Raw genomic sequence first — 18,814 nt, 5'->3', positions numbered from 1 at the left:
GATCCCTTACGGCTGACGTCAAACGGCTGGCCCCGGAACAGAAGGGGCGCAGGCAATTGGCGCGTAGCATACCATCGGCAGCGCGGGCTGGCAGTTGACGAAGGCCGGGGGAAAGAGTCCGATGGGTGCCTTGGCAGCCTTTTAACCATCAAGGAGAGAGCACATGGCAAAGCGTATCCAGTTCAGCACGGTCGGAGGACCCGAGGTTCTTGAATATGTCGATTTCGAGCCGGAGGCTCCGGGGCCACAGGCGGTCGTTGTGCGCAACAAGGCGATTGGCCTGAATTTTATCGATACCTATTACCGCAGCGGGCTTTATCCGGCGCCGTTTCTGCCATCCGGTCTTGGTGCCGAAGGGGCCGGGGTGGTCGAGGCAGTGGGCGATGAAGTAACGCGCTTCAAAGCAGGTGACCGGGTTGCCTATGGCACCGGGCCTCTGGGCGCGTACAGCGAAGTGCATGTGCTGCCCGAGGCGAATCTGGTCAAGCTGGCCGACTCGGTGAGTTTCGAGCAGGCCGCTGCGCTGATGCTCAAGGGCCTGACCGTGCAATACCTGTTGCGCCAGACGTATCAGGTGAAGCCGGGCGAGATCATTCTGTTTCATGCCGCCGCAGGCGGAGTCGGCTCGCTGGCCTGCCAATGGGCCAAGGCGTTGGGCGCCAAGCTGATCGGCACGGTCAGTTCGCCGGAGAAGGCTGCACACGCCAAGGCGCTCGGTGCCTGGGCGACTATCGATTACAGCCATGAAGATGTCGCCAAGCGCGTGCTGGAGCTGACCGACGGCAAGAAATGCCCGGTGGTCTACGACGGCGTGGGGCAGGACACTTGGCTGACGTCGCTCGACAGCGTGGCACCGCGAGGCCTGGTGGTGAGTTTCGGCAATGCATCAGGGCCGGTATCCGGCGTGAATCTGGGCATTCTGGCGCAGAAGGGCTCGGTGTACGTGACCCGCCCTACATTGGCCACCTACGCCAACAATGCGCAGAACCTGCAGACCATGGCTGACGAGCTGTTCGACATGCTCGCCAGCGGCAAGCTCAAGGTCGATGACATTCAGCAGTATGCGTTGAAGGATGCCGCCAAGGCACAGACCGAGCTCTCGGCGCGGCGCACCACTGGCTCGACCATCCTGATTCCTTGAACGAGCGTCAGCCAGCGCGCATCACCTGGCCGGTTGCGATATCACGGATCACGCTGGGGTTTCGGCGGCCGCCCAGGCTGCCGCCGAGTACGCCGTCGATCTGCCCGCGAAAGTACTGCTCGACGCGCAACCGCGAACGCGCAGCCGGGCGACCTGCCGGGTTGGCCGATGTGGAAATCAGCGGGCCGACCAACGCACACAACTCGCGCACGGTAGGGTGATCGGTGACACGCAGCGCCACGGTTTCGTGAATGCCGGTAATCCACTCGGGTAGCAGGTTCTGATGCGGCACCAGCCATGTATTGGGCCCCGGCCATGTACTGGCCATGCGGTCGAGCCACAGTTCGGGAAAGTCTTCGAACAGAAAGTCGAACTGACGAATGTTGTCCGCGATCAGGATCAGGCCCTTTTCCACAGGCCGCGACTTGATCGCCAACAGACGATAAACCGCTTCCTCATCCCAAGGATCACACCCCAGCCCCCAGACTGCTTCGGTCGGGTAGGCAATCACGGCACCGGCTCGAATATCCTGAGCGGCTTGTTGCACGCGCCAACTGCTGACCATTGTTTGTCTCTCCGCTAGATCCTGGCAGCAGTTTAACCTCAGGGCGCTCTGGCGAACCATCGTCCCGCTTCACTGCTTATCCTTCCGTCCAGTTCCAGTTCGGTCAGGCCCGCCAAGACCTTGGGCAACGGCCAGCCGCTGGACACCGACAGCCCTTCGCTGGTGTGTGGCGCGGCATGCAGCAGGGCCAGCAATGGATGGTTGCAGGGCGCTGCTCTAACAGGCTCGGGGGCAACACTGGGCGCCATGCTCCTCCAGTGTTGCAAGCCTTCAAGTATGTGGTCGACAGTCTCGACCAGCGTTGCGCCATCGCGTATCAATTGATGGCAACCCTTCGCGCCCGGATGGTGGATCGAGCCCGGAATCGCATAAACCTCTCGGCCATGCTCGGCTGCCAGTCGTGCGGTAATCAACGAACCGCTGGCTAGGCTGGCCTCGACTACCAGCACGCCGAGCGACAGGCCGCTGATGATCCGGTTGCGCCGCGGGAAGTTGCTGGCCTGCGGTTGGGCGTCCAGCGGGAACTCGGAAATCACTGCGCCGCCCTGCGCTGCCATCCGGTCTGCAAGCGCACGATGCTGCTGTGGATAAAGTTTCTCGAGCCCTGTGCCGAGCACACCGATTGTAAGCCCACCGACATCCAGCGCGCCCTGATGCGCGGCGCCGTCAATGCCGCGAGCCAGACCGCTGGTGATCACAAAACCGGCGCCCGCGAGGCTGCGTGCAAAAGCCGTGGCGGTGTCCAGTCCGGGCCGCGATGCGCGGCGACTGCCGACCATACCCAGCTGCGGGCGCTCCAGGATCGAAGGGTCGCCGGCGACGAAGATCAGCGGCGGCGGGTCGGCGATCTCGGCCAGTAAGGCGGGGTAGCAAGGGTCGTCCCACATCAGTAAATGCTGGCCCGGACGCTCTAGCCAGGCCAAAGCTGCACTGGCGCCGTCACGCACCGTGGCATCACGACGGGCCTCGGCACACGCGCTCGGTATACCCAACGCCCGCCACGCGCTGGCGGGCGCGCTCAAGGCCGAGGAGGCCGAGCCGAATGCATCGATGAGCCTGGAAAAGCGCTTCGGCCCTACCTCAGGCAGGCGGTGTATACGCAAACGGGCTTCCAGCTCTGCGGGCGAAGAGAGGGCGTTTTCGAACAATGGCATGAGATCGTCCCTGATCCATTGTGCATCTCAGATGATGCACAAACCTGTGGATAACTCTGTTGACAACAATTTGATAAGTACCTGGTTCGTCAGGCAAATACGTGTCGATACTGAACACGGCTTTACGGGTTGCGAACCTTGTCCATGATGGCCAAAGATCGATTGGCTTGCAGGACCAAGGCGTAACTAAGCTTGTCGTACGTGCGGAAAACCATCAGCAGGCCCGCCCGTTCGTCGGGGATTTTCACGAGATCGCCTGTGATTCGGTCGCGTACCGTTTCGCTGGTCTTGTAGATCGCGAGTACGTTGCCTTCAGTCAGGCCGTCAAGTTTGCCTTTGTTGAGGGTGACGACATCCAGCACGCCGACCTGGGTCACGCCGCGCGGCACATCCAGAATCAAACCATCTATGGGGGTCTGCGGGGCGCTGGGCAGAAACGTCGAGTTGATCGAACGTTCTTCGCTGGCAAACAGGCGGTCACCCAGACGCACTTCCTGAGTGGAACGCTGCAAGGTCAGGGTCGAGATGTCGCCTTCAGTGGCAACTACTTCGGCGCTGCCGACGTCGTCGGCGTTGATCCCCAGCACTTCCTTGGTCTGCGGGTCGGTGTAGATCTTGCCCTGCCGAAAGATGCCATAAACGCTATGCGACGGGTCCAGCCAGCCGCGCGCATACGCTCGATCACCGGCGCCGCTGAGCACGCGCTCGGCATTGCCTGCGACGATGTAGGGTGCCTTATCGAACTGCTCGGCACTGTCGACGATGCGGTTGCTGATCAAAAAAGCGTTGATCGCGCCCAAGGGTATGCTCGGAATGGCCTGGACCATCGGCGTGCTGCGTACATGCGGTGACAATTTGATAGTGCCGCGCGACTCGCCGCGATTGAGCGTTACCCGTGGCTGACCGTCCACCCAGGTCAGTGCCAGGGTATCGCCTGGATAGATAAGGTCAGGGTCGCGAACCTGTGGGTTGGCCCGCCAGATCTCGCGCCATTGCCACGGTTGGCGCAAGAACTTGCCGGAAATATCCCAAAGCGTGTCCCCGGCCACGACAGTGTAGCTCTGCGGATAGCCTTCCCTGAGTTGCACTTGCGCCTGCGCAAGACCGCTGGCGGTCAGCAGCAGCAGGGCGAGTAGTGATTTCCTCATGCGGTGAATCCCTTTATCATGTTGCCTCACGCGAACCCTAGAGTCCTGTCCTGGGCTGCCCGCCTTGAATTCCCGAGCCTGGCACCCGACATCGACTTTACCTTAACAGTGCAGCTCTTACGTATATGGCCATCCTAAACATCCTCGAATTTCCCGATTCGCGCCTGCGCACCCTCGCCAAACCTGTAGCGATGGTAGACGAAGGCATTCGCCAGTTGGTCGACGACATGTTTGAAACCATGTACGAAGCGCCTGGCATCGGCCTCGCGGCCACGCAGGTCAACGTTCACAAACGTGTGGTTGTGATGGACCTGAGTGAAGACCGCAGCGAACCGATGGTCTTCATCAACCCTGAAATCGAAAAACTGACCGACGAAATGGATCAGTATCAGGAAGGCTGCCTGTCAGTGCCGGGTTTCTACGAAAACGTCGACCGTCCGCAGAAAGTCCGCGTCAAGGCCCTTGACCGCGACGGCAAGCCTTATGAAATGGTTGCTGAAGGCCTGCTTGCCATCTGTATCCAGCACGAGTGTGATCACCTGAACGGCAAGCTGTTCGTCGATTACCTCTCCAACCTCAAGCGTGACCGGATCAAGAAAAAGCTCGAAAAACAGCACAAGCTCAACGCTTGATCCGTTGTTACCCCTAAAAGGCCTGTAGAGGCCTTTTTGTTTTCAAGAACGAGAACTCCATGACTGAGCCACTGCGCATCGTCTTCGCCGGCACTCCGGAATTTGCCGCCGAACACCTCAAGGCCCTGCTCGACAGCGCTCACCAGATCGTGGCCGTGTACACCCAGCCCGATCGCCCGGCCGGTCGCGGACAAAAGCTGATGCCAAGCCCGGTCAAGCAACTGGCGCTGCAACATGACATCCCCGTGATGCAACCGCCTACCCTGCGCGATCCTGCAGCACAGGCCGAGCTGGCAGCGCTCAGCCCTGACCTGATGGTGGTGGTCGCCTACGGTTTGATCCTGCCGCAGGTGGTGCTGGATATTCCGCGTCTGGGTTGCATCAACAGCCATGCGTCGCTGCTGCCACGCTGGCGCGGCGCGGCGCCGATCCAGCGCGCCGTGCAGGCTGGTGATGCCGAGAGTGGCGTGACCGTGATGCGCATGGAAGCTGGCCTGGACACCGGGCCAATGCTGCTCAAGGCAGTGACGCCAATCACTGCACAGGACACCGGCGGCACGTTGCATGACCGCCTGGCCGAACTGGGCCCGCCAGCTGTATTGCAGGCTATTTCCGGCTTGGCGGAAGGTTCGCTGATCGGGGAGGTTCAGGACGACAGCCTGGCCAACTATGCTCATAAGTTGAACAAGGACGAAGCCCGTATCGACTGGAGCCGTCCAGCCGATGAACTGGAACGTCTGGTGCGAGCCTTCAACCCTTGGCCGATCTGCCACAGCACCCTGAACGAAGAAACCTTGAAAGTACTGGCGGCCGATCTGGCTGAAGGGCGGGGCGCGCCGGGGACGATCCTCAGCGCCAGCAAGGAAGGCCTGATTGTCGCGTGCGGCCAGAACGCGCTGCGCCTCACTCGTCTGCAACTGCCGGGTGGCAAGCCTCTGAACTTCACTGATCTGTTCAATAGCCGCCGCGAGAAGTTCGCCATCGGTACGGTACTCGGCCAATGAATCCGCGTCTGGCCGCCGCCAAGGCCCTGGCTGCCGTACTCAGCGGCAAGGCGTCGCTGAACAGCTCGCTGCCGACCCAACTGGACAAGGTCGAACTGCGTGATCGCGGCCTGACCCAGGATCTGGCGTTCGGTACAGCGCGCTGGCAACCGCGCCTGTCGGCACTGGCAGCCAAATTGTTGCAAAAGCCGTTCAAGGCAGCCGACGCCGACGTTGAGGCGTTATTGCTGGTCGGCCTTTATCAGCTGTTCTACAGCCGCATCCCGCCCCATGCCGCCATTGGCGAAACCGTGGGCTGCGCAGACAAATTGAAAAAGCCTTGGGCCAAAGGCCTGCTCAATGCCGTACTGCGCAATGCTCAACGTGATGGCGAAGCACTGCTGATAGAGCTGGAACACGACCCGGTGGTGCGCACCGCTCACCCGCGCTGGCTGCAAAAAGCCTTGAAAGCGGCATGGCCGGAACAGTGGGAAGCCATTTGCGCGGCCAACAACGCCCATCCGCCGATGATCCTGAGGGTCAACCGCCGCCATGACAGTCGGGACCACTACCTCGAGCGGCTGAGGACAGCCGGCCTGGAAGCGAGCGCGTGTACGTTCAGCCAGGACGGCATTGTGCTGGCAGAGCCATGTGACGTGCGCTCACTGCCAGGTTTTGCCGAAGGCTGGATCAGTGTTCAGGATGAAGCCGCGCAATTGGCTGCCGACTTGCTGGAGCTGGCACCCGGCCAACGGGTGCTCGACGCTTGCTGCGCGCCCGGCGGCAAGACCTGTCACTTGCTTGAAGCCCAGCCGCAACTGGGCGGCGTGGTGGCAGTGGACCTTGAGGCCAAGCGTCTGGTGCGCGTGCGTGAAAACCTCGACCGCCTGGGCCTGAACGCCGAACTGATCGCTGCCGACGCCCGTGACACTGCAACCTGGTGGGATGGCAAACCGTTCCAGCGCATTCTGCTCGACGCCCCTTGTTCGGCCACCGGCGTTATCCGCCGCCACCCGGACATCAAACTCACTCGGCAACTCGACGATATCGCCGCGCTCGCCTCCTTGCAGGGCGAACTGCTCGACGCGTTGTGGCCTACGCTGCAGGTAGGCGGCATGTTGGTATACGCGACCTGCTCGACGCTGCCGACTGAAAACACCGAGGTCATCGAGGCGTTTCTGGCCCGTACATCCGGGGCCAGGGAACTCGACATCGCGGGGCAGGCTGGGCAGCCGCCTGCCGGCATCAAGCAACCGCACGGTCGCCAGTTGCTGGCCCAACAGGGTGGTCATGACGGTTTCTACTACGCCAAACTGATCAAGATCGCAGCGTCGCGGGAGTGAACAGTTGAAAATCATCATTCTGGGTGCAGGTCAGGTAGGCGGTACGCTGGCCGAGCACCTGGCGGGCGAAGCCAACGACATCACTGTGGTCGACATCGACGGCGACCGGTTGCGCGCGCTGGGCGACCGCCTGGACATCCGCACGGTGCAGGGCAAAGGCTCGTATCCCGCAGTGCTGCGCCAGGCCGGTGCGGATGACGCCGACATGCTGGTCGCGGTGACCAGCAGCGACGAAGCCAACATGATCGCCTGTCAGGTGGCCCACACACTGTTTCAAACGCCGACCAAGATCGCCCGAATCCGCGAAGCGGCTTACCTGACGCGTGCCGACCTGTTCGATAAAAAGGCGATTCCGGTCGACGTGCTGATCAGTCCGGAACAAGTGGTTACCAACTACATCAAACGCCTGATCGAATACCCCAGTGCGCTGCAGGTCATCGACTTTGCCGGCGGCAAGGCGCAGCTGGTAGCGGTCAAAGCCTATTACGGCGGGCCACTGGTCGGGCAGCAACTGCGCCAATTGCGGGCGCATATGCCTGACGTCGATACACGGATCGCCGCTATTTACCGACGTGATCGTGCCATTCTGCCTAGGGGCGATACGGTCATCGAAGCCGACGACGAAGTGTTTTTCATCGCCGCCAAAGCTCATATTCGTGCCGTAATGGGCGAATTGCGGCGCCTCGACGAAAACTACAAACGCATTGTCATCGCAGGCGGCGGCAATATCGGCGAGCGTCTGGCCGAAGCCATTGAAAGCCGCTACCAGGTCAAGATCATCGAAGTGAACCCGGCGCGTTGTCGCTACCTGTCGGAGAACCTCGACAGCACTGTGGTGCTACAGGGCAGTTCCTCGGATCGCGACTTGCTGCTGGAAGAAAACATCGCCAACACCGATCTGTTCCTGGCCCTGACCAACGACGATGAAGCCAACATCATGTCGTCGCTGCTGGCCAAGCGAATGGGCGCGCGCAAAGTAATGACGCTGATCAACAACGCCGCTTATGTCGACCTGGTACAAGGCGGCGAGATCGACGTTGCGATCAGCCCGCAACTGGCAACCATCGGCACGCTGCTGGCCCACGTGCGACGCGGCGATATCGTCAGCGTCCACTCGCTGCGCCGCGGCGCGGCAGAGGCCATCGAGATTGTCGCGCATGGTGATACCAGTTCCAGCAAGGTGGTCGGTCGCGCCATCAGGGACATCAACCTGCCGACCGGTACTGCAATCGGTGCAGTCATCCGCGATGATCAGGTGTTGATCGCTCACGATGTCACCGTGATCGAGTCAGGCGACCACGTCATCATGTTTCTTGTGGATAAAAAGTGCATTCGTGATGTAGAGCGGCTGTTCCAGGTGGGCCTGAGTTTTTTCTGAACAGCTTGCCATCCTGACTGAACCTCCTGCCGATGCGTCTGGTCGGTGACGCTCGTCGATCAAGGCGAATTCTCTCTGGGCGCGTGCATCACAGACACACGCGCACAATGCCTTCACTGGCCTTCATCAGGGAGAAAACACGCTCAATGTCTCAATCCAAAGATTCCCAGGCCCCGCTTCAAGGCTCACAGACCGACGGCTCTGCCGCTGGCGGCTGGCCTGCGCTCAGTGCAGTCAACAAACACCTGTTGCACCAACATGTTTTGCTCAAGGGCAACCGAACGCTGCTGTCCATGAACAAACCTGGTGGCTTTGATTGCCCCAGCTGTTCCTGGCCGGATCCGAAGAAACCGCACACGTTTGAATACTGTGAGAACGGTGCCAAGGCACTGGCCTGGGAAACGACCAAAAAACGTGTCACACCAGACTTTTTCGCTCTGCATACGGTTAGCGAACTGGCCACATGGAGCGACCACGACCTGGAGAAACAAGGCCGTATTGCTCAGCCGATGCGCTACGACGCCGCCAGTGACAAATACCTGCCTGTCAGTTGGGACGAAGCGTTCGCCGAGATCGGCGAAGAGCTGCGCCATCTGAGCGACCCTTGGAAATTGGAGCTGTACACCTCGGGACGCACGTCGAATGAAGCCGCATTTCTCTATCAGCTGTTTGGCCGCCTGTATGGCATGGCCAATTTCCCTGACTGCTCGAACATGTGCCATGAGACCACCACGTCGGCGCTGCCCGAATCGATCGGAGTTGGCAAAGGCACCACAACGCTGGAAGACTTCGAGAGCGCCGACGCCATTTTCATCATTGGTCAGAACCCCGGGACCAACAGTCCGCGCATGATGTCCGAGCTGCACGCCGCCGCACGCCGTGGCGCGAGCATCATCTCGTTCAACCCCTTGCGCGAAAAAGCCCTGGTGCGTTTTGCAGCACCACAGGACCCGCGCGACATGCTCAGTCGCGGCGGAGTGAAGATCAGCTCTCAATACCATCAGGTCAGAATCGGCGGCGACATGATTGCCCTGCAGGGCGTCTGCAAATTGGTTATCGAAGCGGACGATGCGGCTCAGCGTAAAGGGCTGCCACGTGTGCTTGACGTAGCTTTCATTGAAGAACACACCCACGGCCTTGAGCATTTCGCCGATTACTGCCGACAGCTGCCGTGGGAAATCATCGAGCGTCATTCGGGCCTGACGCGTCAGGCCCTGGAGGATGTGGCGGCGGTCTACATGCGTTCGGAGCGGGTAATCTGTTGCTGGGGCATGGGCATCACTCAGCACAAGCGCGGTGGCGACGCGATGCAGCAGATCATCAATTTGCTGCTGTTACGCGGCAACATCGGCAAGCTGGGCGCAGGCGCTTGTCCCATTCGCGGCCACTCCAATGTGCAGGGCGACCGGACCATGGGCATCTTCGAAAAAGCCGGCGAACCGTTTCTGGCCAGCATGAGCAAGGTATTCGGTTTCGAAGCATCCCGAAAAAAAGGGCACGCTGTGGCCGATACCTGCGAGGCCTTGTTGCGTGGCGAAGTGGAAGCGTTCATTTCCATGGGCGGCAACTTCTTCCGTGCCATTCCGGACACCGATGTCATCTGCCCGACCGTCAGCCGCTTGAAAATGACCGTGCTGGTCAACACCAAACTCAACCGCAGTGCAACGGTACATGGCCGCAAAGCGTTTCTGCTGCCGTGCGTAGCCCGCTCGGAACTGGACATGCAGAGCGGCGTGGCGCAAACCATTACGGTCGAAGACTCGATGTCGATGGTGCACGGCTCGACCGGCATGCTGGAACCTGCCTCGAAAGACCTGATTTCTGAAGTGGCGATCATCGCGGGTATTGCCAAGGCGACGCTTGCACCCAACCCCAAGGTGGATTGGGACAGCTATGTGAACGATTACGCCCGTATTCGCGACAAGATCGAAGAAGTGCTGCCCGAGCAGTTTTATGACTTCAACCAGCGCATCCTCGAGCCCGGCGGCTTCCGCTTGCCCAATGACGCCAGCGAGCACAAGTGGAACACCGAGTCAGGCAAGGCCAACTTCCTCTTTCCTGAAGGAGTTTACGATGAGGACGACACACCACCGGGCGCTGATCATCTGCAGTTGATGACGATCCGCAGCCATGACCAGTTCAACACCACGGTGTATTCCAACGATGATCGTTACCGGGATATATACGGCGACCGCATGGTGGTGATGCTCAATCCACAGGACATCGAGCGCCTTGGCCTCAAGGCAGGGGATTATGTCGAATTCCAGACCGCCCTCGACCCGATCACGCCACGCAGTGCAGCTGGCTTCAAGGTCATCCCGTACGATGTGCCGCAGGGTTGCTGCGCGGCGTACTACCCCGAAACCAATGGCCTGCTGCCGCTGGCGAATCGGGACAGACACGGCAATACACCCGCAGCCAAATCCATCCCGGTAAACCTGGTGCGGATGAACCCGGAAAACACTCAGATTGCGCTGGAACGACGCGGCTTGATTGCGGCGGCCAGCTAAGGCCGCAAGGAAGGCACTATCGCGCCCATGCCCTGCGTCCCTGTCTTCCTAATACCAGCGCGCTTCGCCTGCCGGGCGTTTCTTGAAGCGTTTCATGGTCCACATGTACTGGCTCGGGTACGCCCGCACATATTTCTCGACTACTTTGCTCATCGCCGCTGCGGAGGTTTCGGTGTCGGTGCTATACATGGCCTCGGGAGCCGCTTCGAGCACTACCTTGTAACCGGAACCGTCCGACAGGCGCATGGCGTGGAGGAATACGCCAACAGCCTTGCCACCGGCCAGCATGTTCGGCACAAACTTGCTGGTCAGGGCCATAGTGCCGCAGAAGGGTACGAAGATACCGGCCGATTCTGCCGGCTCAGGATCGGCCGGGATGCCTACCGAACCACCTTTGCGTACTTCCTTGATGACGCTGAGAATGCCTTCCTTGGTCGACGCAGCCACGCGGTTGCCTAGCTGTACGCGTTGCTTGCGCAACAGATCATCCACAGCCTTCAACTTCGGTGGGCGATAGAAAATGATCGGCTTGCACTGGCTGCAATAGAAGTGGTTGAGCACTTCCCAGTTGCCCAGGTGGCTGGTGATGCCGACCACGCCTTTACCAGACGCCAGCGCGTCCTTGAGCACGTCGAGCCCTTCGACTTCACGCACCAGGTTGATCGATTTCTGCGCAGGCCAGATCCACGCGCAGGCACTTTCAGTGAGCGTCTTGCCGATGTCCATCAGGCTGCGGCCGACGAGTTTTTCCAGCTCGGGCTCGCTCAGCTCGGGGAAACACTTGGACAGATTGATCCGCGCCACTTCCCGCGAGCGGTTGGGCAGTTTCCACATCAGCCAGCCGATGGCAGTGCCGACCCATTGCACGGCTCGCCACGGCAACAGCGCAAACAATCGCAACGCCCCGACCATTACGGCGCCTTTGAACTTATCCACAGATGACTCCCAGATTCTCGAGGCGGGTAGTGTAACGTCAGCGGCTCAATATCGCGTATCGATCACAATCGACCGTGTGGTCCATGACCATGCCGCTGGCCTGCATGTAGGCATAACAGATGGTCGGGCCGACAAACGTGAAGCCGGATTTTTTCAGGGCCTTGCTCATTGCTTCGGCTTCGACGGTAATCGCCGGTACTTCGCTGCGGTCCTTGAAATGATTGATCTTCGGCGCGCCACCGACAAACGACCAAAGCAGGCCGACCGGGTCTTCGAGCGCCAGCCAGGCGCGCGCATTGGTGCGCACGGCCTTGAGCTTGAGGCGGTTGCGAATGATGCTCGGATCAAGCATCAACGCTTCGATTTCAGCGTCGCTCAACTGCGCCAGCCGTTCTACATCGAAGCCATGCAAGACCTCGCGATAACGAGCCCGACGCTTGAGAATCGTGATCCACGACAGACCCGCCTGGAACCCTTCGAGCAAAAGCAACTCGAAGAGCTTCTGCGCATCGCGCAGCGGCACTCCCCACTCCTGATCGTGATAAGCGATGTACAGGGGGTCTTCGTTGCACCAAAAGCAGCGTGTCATAGGGCTCCCAGGAGTGGACGTGCGGCCGAATCGGGTATACTCCCGCTCTTTGAATCGCAGCCCAGCACAGGTGAAATTTGTGAGCCAGCCTACGCCAGCCGTGCGTACCTTCCAAGACTTGATCCTCGCCCTCCAGCAATACTGGGCAGAACAAGGTTGCGTGGTACTTCAGCCCTACGATATGGAAGTAGGCGCCGGCACGTTCCACACTGCCACGTTTCTGCGCGCCGTAGGCCCGGAAACCTGGAATGCCGCTTACGTACAGCCAAGCCGTCGCCCGACTGACGGCCGCTATGGCGAAAACCCGAACCGCCTGCAGCATTACTATCAGTTTCAGGTGATTCTCAAGCCGAACCCGGACAACTTCCAGGAGCTGTACCTGGGCTCGCTCAAGCACATCGGCCTCGACCCGCTGGTGCATGACGTGCGTTTCGTCGAAGACAACTGGGAATCGCCGACGCTGGGCGCCTGGGGTCTGGGCTGGGAAATCTGGCTCAACGGCATGGAAGTCTCGCAGTTCACCTACTTCCAGCAGGTCGGCGGCATCGAGTGCTACCCGGTTACCGGCGAAATCACCTACGGCCTCGAACGTCTGGCGATGTACCAGCAAGGCGTGGATTCGGTTTACGACCTGGTCTGGGCTGACGGCCCGTTCGGCAAAGTGACCTACGGCGACGTGTTCCACCAAAACGAAGTGGAACAGTCGACCTACAACTTCGAACACGCCAACGTCGACAAACTGTTCGAGCTGTTCGATTTCTACGAAAGCGAAGCCGCGCGCCTGATCGAGCTGGAGCTGCCGTTGCCGGGCTACGAAATGGTGCTCAAGGCTTCGCACACCTTCAACCTGCTGGATGCCCGTCGCGCTATTTCCGTGACCGCGCGTCAGCAATACATTCTGCGCGTACGCACGCTGGCTCGCTCGGTGGCTCAGGCCTACCTGCAAGCCCGGGCCCGTCTCGGCTTCCCGATGGCGCCGCCCGATCTACGCGATGAAGTGTTGGCCAAGCTGGAGGCAGCGCAATGAGTGCTCAAGATTTTCTGGTCGAACTGGGCACTGAAGAACTGCCACCCAAGACCCTGGTTTCCCTGGCTGAGGCGTTTCTGGCCGGCATTGAAAAAGGCTTGCAGGGCGCAGGCCTGACGTACAGCGCCAAACAGGTCTACGCCGCACCGCGTCGCCTGGCGGTGCTGATCACCGCGCTGTCCACGCAACAACCGGACCGCAGCGTCAACCTCGACGGTCCACCACGTCAGGCAGCGTTCGACGCCGACGGCAACCCGACTCAGGCAGCCCTGGGCTTTGCCAAGAAGTGTGGCGTCGACCTGAACGAAATCGATCAAAGCGGCCCGAAACTGCGTTATAGCCAGACCATCCTCGGCAAGCCGACGATGTCTCTGCTGCCGACCATTGTCGAAGATTCGCTGAACGACCTGCCGATTGCCAAGCGCATGCGCTGGGGCGCTCGCAAGGAAGAGTTCGTGCGGCCGACCCAATGGCTGGTGATGCTGTTCGGCGATCAGGTCGTTGATTGCACGATCCTCGCCCAGAGCGCCGGGCGTCATTCTCGCGGCCATCGCTTCCACCACCCGGAAGACGTGCGGATTTCCTCGCCTGCCGGCTACCTCAGTGACCTGCGCGCCGCTCATGTACTGGCCGACTTCAACGAACGTCGCCAGATCATCAGCAAGCGCATCGAAGAACTGGCAACCCAACAGGAAGGCACCGCCATCGTGCCGCCAAGCCTGCTGGATGAAGTGGCCGGTCTGGTCGAGTGGCCAGTGCCGCTGGTGTGTTCGTTCGAAGAGCGCTTCCTTGATGTGCCTCAGGAAGCCCTGATCACCACCATGCAGGACAACCAGAAGTACTTCTGCCTGCTGGATGTCGATGGCAAGCTGCTGCCGCGCTTCATTACGGTTGCCAACATCGAGAGCAAGGACCCTGCGCAGATCATCGCCGGTAACGAGAAGGTGGTTCGTCCACGCCTGACCGATGCCGAGTTCTTCTTCAAGCAGGACAAAAAGCAGAAGCTGGAAACCTTCAACGATCGCCTGAAAAACGTCGTGTTTCAGGCCCAACTGGGCAGCGTCTACGACAAGGCCGAGCGCGTTTCGAAGCTGGCGGCTTACATCGCACCACGCATTGGCGGCGATGCGCAGCGCGCAGCGCGGGCTGGCCTGTTGTCCAAGTGCGACCTGTCGAGTGAGATGGTCGGCGAGTTCCCGGAAATGCAGGGCATTGCCGGTTTCTACTACGCCAAAGCCGATGGCGAACCGGAAGACGTCGCGCTGGCGCTCAACGAGCAGTACATGCCTCGCGGTGCAGGTGCCGAACTGCCGACTACGCTGACCGGCGCTGCCGTCGCCATCGCCGACAAACTGGATACGCTGGTCGGTATTTTCGGTATCGGCATGCTACCCACCGGCAGCAAGGACCCGTATGCACTGCGTCGCGCGGCACTGGGCATCCTGCGTATCCTGATCGAGAAGAAGCTCGACCTGAACCTGGTCGACACCGTGAAATTCGCGGTCACGCAATTCGGTACGAAGATCAAGCCAGCAGGATTAGCGGAACAGGTACTCGACTTCATCTTCGACCGCCTGCGTGCGCGTTACGAAGACGAAGGCGTCGATGTGGCGGTGTACCTCTCGGTGCGTGCCCTGCAACCTGCCTCGGCGCTGGATTTCGATCAGCGTGTCCAGGCGGTTCAGGCGTTCCGCAAACTGCCGCAAGCTGCTGCGCTGGCCGCTGTGAACAAGCGCGTCTCGAACCTGCTGAGCAAGGCCGAGGGCAACATTGCCCAGACCGTCGAGCCCAAGTACTTCGACAACGCCAACGAGTTCTCGCTGTACTCGGCAATTCAGCAGGCAGACCATGCGGTTCAACCAATGGCAGCAGAGCGTCAGTACAGCGAATCGCTGGCGCGTCTGGCCATGCTGCGTGAGCCTGTCGATGCGTTCTTTGAAGCAGTGATGGTCAACGCGGAAGACGCCAAAGTGCGCGCTAACCGTTATGCCTTGCTGTCGCGTCTGCGCGGGTTGTTCCTCGGCGTTGCCGATATCTCGCTGCTGGGCTGACAAGGGGTCGACGTTGAAGCTGCTGATACTCGACCGGGACGGTGTGATCAATCACGATTCCGACGCTTACATAAAGTCGGTGGAGGAGTGGTTGCCGATTCCGGGTTCGATCAAGGCTATCGCAGATCTGAGCAAAGCCGGCTGGACAGTGGCAGTCGCCACCAACCAGTCCGGCATTGCCCGAGGTTATTACGACCTGGCCACCCTCGACGCCATGCACGCGCGCTTGCGCGAACTGGTGGCCGAGCAGGGGGGCGAGGTAGGTCTGATCGTCTACTGCCCACACGGGCCGGACGAGGGCTGTGAATGCCGCAAACCCAAGCCCGGCATGCTGAAGACCATTGCTCGCCATTACGCAGCAGACCTCAAGGGCCTGTGGTTTGTGGGCGACAGCAAAGGTGACCTGCAGGCCGCACTGGCCGTCGATTCTCAGCCTGTGTTGGTCAAGACCGGCAAAGGCCATAGAACTATGGACGGCGACGTGCCTGAAGGCACGCTGATTTTTGACGATCTGGCGGCGGTTGCCGCAGAACTTATCCACACCAGCGCTTCACTGAACAGCTGACCTGTCAGGTTCAGGACGCTCAATGAGCGGGCACCTGCCCGTACGGTAAACGTAACTATGTCGATCATGCAGGCAATCAGGACTTTCTTCTTTTACCTGTTGCTGGGCACCAGCTCGCTACTGTGGTGCACATTGAGCTTTGTCATTGCGCCTTTTCTGCCGTTCAAAGCCCGCTATCGGTTCATCAACGTCTACTGGTGCCGCTGCGCGCTCTGGCTGACCCGCGTATTTCTGAACATCAAGGTTGAAGTGACCGGAGCAGAAAACGTACCGAAGACACCCTGCGTGATCATTTCCAACCATCAGAGCACATGGGAAACCTTCTTTCTGTCGGCGTATTTCGAGCCGCTGAGCCAGGTTCTCAAGCGAGAACTTCTCTATGTACCTTTCTTCGGCTGGGCAATGGCGATGCTGCGCCCCATTGCGATTGACCGCGACAACCCGAAGGCTGCACTCAGGGAAATAGCCAAGAAGGGTGACGAACTGCTCAAGGACGGTGTATGGGTACTGATCTTCCCCGAAGGCACACGTGTCCCTTATGGCCAGGTCGGCAAATTCTCGCGCGGCGGCACGGCATTGGCGGTCAATGCCGATCTGCCGGTTCTGCCAGTTGCCCACAATGCAGGCAAATACTGGCCTCGAGACGGCTGGGCAAAGAAGCCCGGCACCATCCAGGTGGTTATCGGCGAACCGATGTACGCAGAAGGTACCGGCCCACGCGCGATAGCAGCCTTGAATGACCGTGTGCAGGCCTGGAACGAAGACACACAACGAGCAATGGGCTCGCCCGTCACACCCGCGACGAACACAGAAAAGGTGCCTGCGTGATTTTGTGGATAACCTGTGTACCGTTTTTTTGAAAACACGTGAAATAACCATCTAACTCGCTAATTTATATGCATATTTTTTCAAGCTATAAAAACCGGAAAAACGTGCATAAGTTTTAGTGATGTACCAGAAACCGACCAGAACAGGTCGGTTTTTTTGTGGGTTGAGGCTACGTCCCAGGCACAATCCGCTCATGACTGCATGCCTGCAAACACGCCTCATACGACGTCACCGCGTCAATGAGAACATCAGTGTGCCGTATCCGAGCTGGTCGTAACCTCCGCTGTTGGGGCTGTAGTCACCGCCGCCACCCTCGACCCTGACACGACTGGCAAACGCCTCAACGTTGGGCGCCTTGATGCGTTTCAACACAACATAATGGTTGTAAAGCAACTCCCAGATCGGACGCTCATCGCCTCGAAATTTCTCGGAGATAACGTTTTGCGTGCCTATGCTGTTGGTATACGGCGTGAAGGGTACGTCATGGTCAAGGTTATAACGGGCCACGTATTCAGCGCCTGCCAGCACACGATTATTGTCATAGCCAAACAGGTCGTCTCCTTGATTCCAGGCCATCTGGCAAAATGATCCGAGCAACGCGATGTCCAGCATAGTGTGGGCCTGGTCCCTGCCACTTTCCTGCACCTGACCGAGTAAAGGGTTATAGAGGTGCCAGACGGCATGACCGATGGAGCCATTGCCAGCACCCGTCTTGAAATAATTGACAGCCTCATCGTAAATGTCGCGCCGATCCGTCAAAACGCCGATCGCCAGCATGGCGTTCATGTTCGCGAGGTCCCAGTTGGCCCAGTGATGGTCGACCAGAGCGTTATCGTGATGGACCAGAAAATCGTGGTTCATCGGATAGAACTTCGTCAGCATCATGCTCTGGAAACGCCGAAAATCCGCCGGTGCCCAATGAGGATAATCACGCAGAATTTCTGCCGCATTTGCCAACTGATAACCATACAGACCAGAGGCAAGATAACGGTCGCCCGAGCCTTCGATCGATGTCAGAGTCGAAGACCATTGATTCAGGATGTCGACTGCCTTGGCTCCGTAGGCATCGTCATGCGAGATCCTCCAGCGCAAGGCCAGCGCGTAGGCGGCTGCGACATCATTGAATAACGCGCTGTAGTTTTCCTTGTGCTGGTGGTCCATTCCCCGATAAACCACAGCCTGAGGGTTCGGCTTCCAGCCGAGTGACGCATGACCGTTGTCGATAAGCTTTTGCCAGCCGGCACGCCAGGGTTGGTCATTTTGGGCGACCTTGGTTCGCACGCGCTCCAGGTCGGACTTCGAGTGCAGCAAACCCGGGTGTATGAACGGCTGGGTATCCATTTGCGCTGCACTGCAGTGCGCAGCGACAGACAGCAGAACGCCCAGTAACAAACCGCTCGAACCTGACTGTTTTTTCAGCTTGATACTGCATGATATTTTCAATGATATACCCGTCCACAATCGATTTCAGTTGATGTAATCGGTGCAAACCATCCCGGTGACGTTCAGTTATCAGGCGACTGCCGATAGGCACTGAGTTTTTCCATGATCGCTCCGGCAGCTTCCAGTTGCTGGCGCTCCTCGTCGGTCAGGCAAGCTTCAATGGCTTCGCCAAGCCACTGATCGCGCTGGTCTCGGCTGGTCTGCAAAATCGCTTTGCCTTTTTCTGAAAGACCAATCCATGTACGGCGTTTGTCCTGCGTGTCCGGGCTGCGTGTGATCAGCTCGCGAGCGTCCAGTTCTCTCAGTAGGGAGGCCAGATTCGACGATTGCATGTTCTCGGCTTCGGCGATTTTTGAGGGCGTTGCAGTGCCGTTCATACGGTCAATGGCGCTCAGGACCAACATTTGTGACCAGCTTTCCGGATGATTCTGTGCCTCTTGACGAAGACGTTTGCTCAGCCGGGTCAACTGTTCACGTAATAACGAAATGCTCATTGGCAAACTCCAGATAGCGATAAAGCT

The 18,814-nt window shown here is 59.4% G+C and carries 17 protein-coding genes; 10 read left to right on the top strand and 7 right to left on the bottom strand.

Features of this window, described 5'->3' with window-relative positions; all coding sequences use genetic code 11:
• Positions 1 to 163 precede the first annotated feature (163 nt).
• Positions 164 to 1,141 carry an NADPH:quinone reductase gene (locus tag POR16_RS25520; protein WP_005894758.1) on the top strand — a complete coding sequence of 326 codons (978 nt, stop codon included), beginning with the start codon at positions 164 to 166 and terminating at the stop codon, positions 1,139 to 1,141.
• Between the two features lie 7 nt (positions 1,142 to 1,148).
• Here the strand turns inward: POR16_RS25520 and tsaC are convergent, their stop codons facing one another.
• The 3 genes from tsaC to POR16_RS25505 all read right to left on the bottom strand — a co-directional run bounded on the left by tsaC (position 1,149) and on the right by POR16_RS25505 (position 4,008).
• Positions 1,149 to 1,706, bottom strand: a complete 558-nt coding sequence (tsaC, locus tag POR16_RS25515) for an L-threonylcarbamoyladenylate synthase type 1 TsaC (protein WP_005894760.1) — start codon at positions 1,704 to 1,706, stop codon at positions 1,149 to 1,151.
• 38 nt (positions 1,707 to 1,744) lie between these two features.
• Positions 1,745 to 2,860, bottom strand: coding sequence for a DNA-processing protein DprA (dprA, locus tag POR16_RS25510; RefSeq protein WP_005894762.1), 1,116 nt, complete (start codon positions 2,858 to 2,860; stop codon positions 1,745 to 1,747).
• Positions 2,861 to 2,982: 122 nt separating this feature from the next.
• Positions 2,983 to 4,008 (bottom strand): LysM peptidoglycan-binding domain-containing protein, encoded by a 1,026-nt coding sequence (locus POR16_RS25505; protein WP_005894764.1) that lies wholly within the window; start codon positions 4,006 to 4,008, stop codon positions 2,983 to 2,985.
• A 125-nt stretch (positions 4,009 to 4,133) separates the two neighbouring features.
• Between POR16_RS25505 and def the strand changes: the two genes are divergently transcribed.
• From def to POR16_RS25480, 5 genes are all read left to right on the top strand, one after another.
• Positions 4,134 to 4,640, top strand: a complete 507-nt coding sequence (def, locus tag POR16_RS25500) for a peptide deformylase (protein ID WP_005894766.1) — start codon at positions 4,134 to 4,136, stop codon at positions 4,638 to 4,640.
• Positions 4,641 to 4,699: 59 nt separating this feature from the next.
• Entirely contained in the window at positions 4,700 to 5,644 is a 945-nt protein-coding gene (gene fmt, locus POR16_RS25495) for a methionyl-tRNA formyltransferase (RefSeq protein ID WP_005894769.1), read from the top strand.
• Positions 5,641 to 6,966 carry a 16S rRNA (cytosine(967)-C(5))-methyltransferase RsmB gene (rsmB, locus tag POR16_RS25490; RefSeq protein ID WP_005894771.1) on the top strand — a complete coding sequence of 442 codons (1,326 nt, stop codon included), beginning with the start codon at positions 5,641 to 5,643 and terminating at the stop codon, positions 6,964 to 6,966. Before fmt ends, rsmB begins: the two co-directional genes overlap by 4 nt.
• Before the next feature lie 4 nt (positions 6,967 to 6,970).
• Positions 6,971 to 8,344, top strand: a complete 1,374-nt coding sequence (trkA, locus tag POR16_RS25485; protein WP_005894773.1) for a Trk system potassium transporter TrkA — start codon at positions 6,971 to 6,973, stop codon at positions 8,342 to 8,344.
• 146 nt (positions 8,345 to 8,490) lie between these two features.
• Positions 8,491 to 10,854: an FdhF/YdeP family oxidoreductase gene (locus POR16_RS25480; RefSeq protein ID WP_005894775.1), complete on the top strand. Its 2,364-nt coding sequence runs from the start codon at positions 8,491 to 8,493 to the stop codon at positions 10,852 to 10,854.
• 48 nt (positions 10,855 to 10,902) lie between these two features.
• Here POR16_RS25480 and POR16_RS25475 read toward each other — a convergent pair whose 3' ends face one another.
• Positions 10,903 to 11,790: a lysophospholipid acyltransferase gene (locus tag POR16_RS25475; protein WP_005894777.1), complete on the bottom strand. Its 888-nt coding sequence runs from the start codon at positions 11,788 to 11,790 to the stop codon at positions 10,903 to 10,905.
• Positions 11,791 to 11,827: 37 nt separating this feature from the next.
• Positions 11,828 to 12,379, bottom strand: coding sequence for a DNA-3-methyladenine glycosylase I (locus POR16_RS25470; protein WP_005894779.1), 552 nt, complete (start codon positions 12,377 to 12,379; stop codon positions 11,828 to 11,830).
• A 79-nt stretch (positions 12,380 to 12,458) separates the two neighbouring features.
• On the opposite strand from POR16_RS25470, the gene glyQ reads away from it, so the two are divergent.
• From glyQ to POR16_RS25450, 4 genes are read left to right on the top strand one after another with little or no spacing between them, the layout of a single operon-like run.
• Positions 12,459 to 13,406, top strand: a complete 948-nt coding sequence (gene glyQ, locus POR16_RS25465; RefSeq protein ID WP_003379468.1) for a glycine--tRNA ligase subunit alpha — start codon at positions 12,459 to 12,461, stop codon at positions 13,404 to 13,406.
• Complete coding sequence (gene glyS / locus POR16_RS25460) at positions 13,403 to 15,457, top strand: glycine--tRNA ligase subunit beta (RefSeq protein WP_005894781.1); 2,055 nt, start codon at positions 13,403 to 13,405, stop codon at positions 15,455 to 15,457. Before glyQ ends, glyS begins: the two co-directional genes overlap by 4 nt.
• A gap of 13 nt (positions 15,458 to 15,470) precedes the next feature.
• Positions 15,471 to 16,022, top strand: a complete 552-nt coding sequence (gene gmhB / locus POR16_RS25455) for a D-glycero-beta-D-manno-heptose 1,7-bisphosphate 7-phosphatase (protein ID WP_005894783.1) — start codon at positions 15,471 to 15,473, stop codon at positions 16,020 to 16,022.
• A 57-nt stretch (positions 16,023 to 16,079) separates the two neighbouring features.
• The gene (locus POR16_RS25450; RefSeq protein WP_005894785.1) at positions 16,080 to 16,850 is read left to right on the top strand and encodes a lysophospholipid acyltransferase family protein; all 771 of its coding nucleotides are present in this window, start codon (positions 16,080 to 16,082) and stop codon (positions 16,848 to 16,850) included.
• 228 nt (positions 16,851 to 17,078) lie between these two features.
• Here the strand turns inward: POR16_RS25450 and POR16_RS25445 are convergent, their stop codons facing one another.
• Together POR16_RS25445 and POR16_RS25440 are read right to left on the bottom strand one after the other, a co-directional pair.
• Positions 17,079 to 18,191, bottom strand: a complete 1,113-nt coding sequence (locus POR16_RS25445; protein WP_081022047.1) for an alginate lyase family protein — start codon at positions 18,189 to 18,191, stop codon at positions 17,079 to 17,081.
• Positions 18,192 to 18,355: 164 nt separating this feature from the next.
• Positions 18,356 to 18,787 carry a MarR family winged helix-turn-helix transcriptional regulator gene (locus POR16_RS25440; protein ID WP_005894790.1) on the bottom strand — a complete coding sequence of 144 codons (432 nt, stop codon included), beginning with the start codon at positions 18,785 to 18,787 and terminating at the stop codon, positions 18,356 to 18,358.
• Positions 18,788 to 18,814 lie beyond the last annotated feature (27 nt).

Origin of the sequence: Pseudomonas coronafaciens pv. oryzae str. 1_6 (genome assembly GCF_000156995.2) — a bacterium.
Taxonomy (GTDB): Bacteria; Pseudomonadota; Gammaproteobacteria; order Pseudomonadales; family Pseudomonadaceae; genus Aquipseudomonas; species Aquipseudomonas tremae.
Note: the sequence above shows the minus strand (reverse complement) of the source record. Positions and strands in the feature narration are given on the sequence as shown.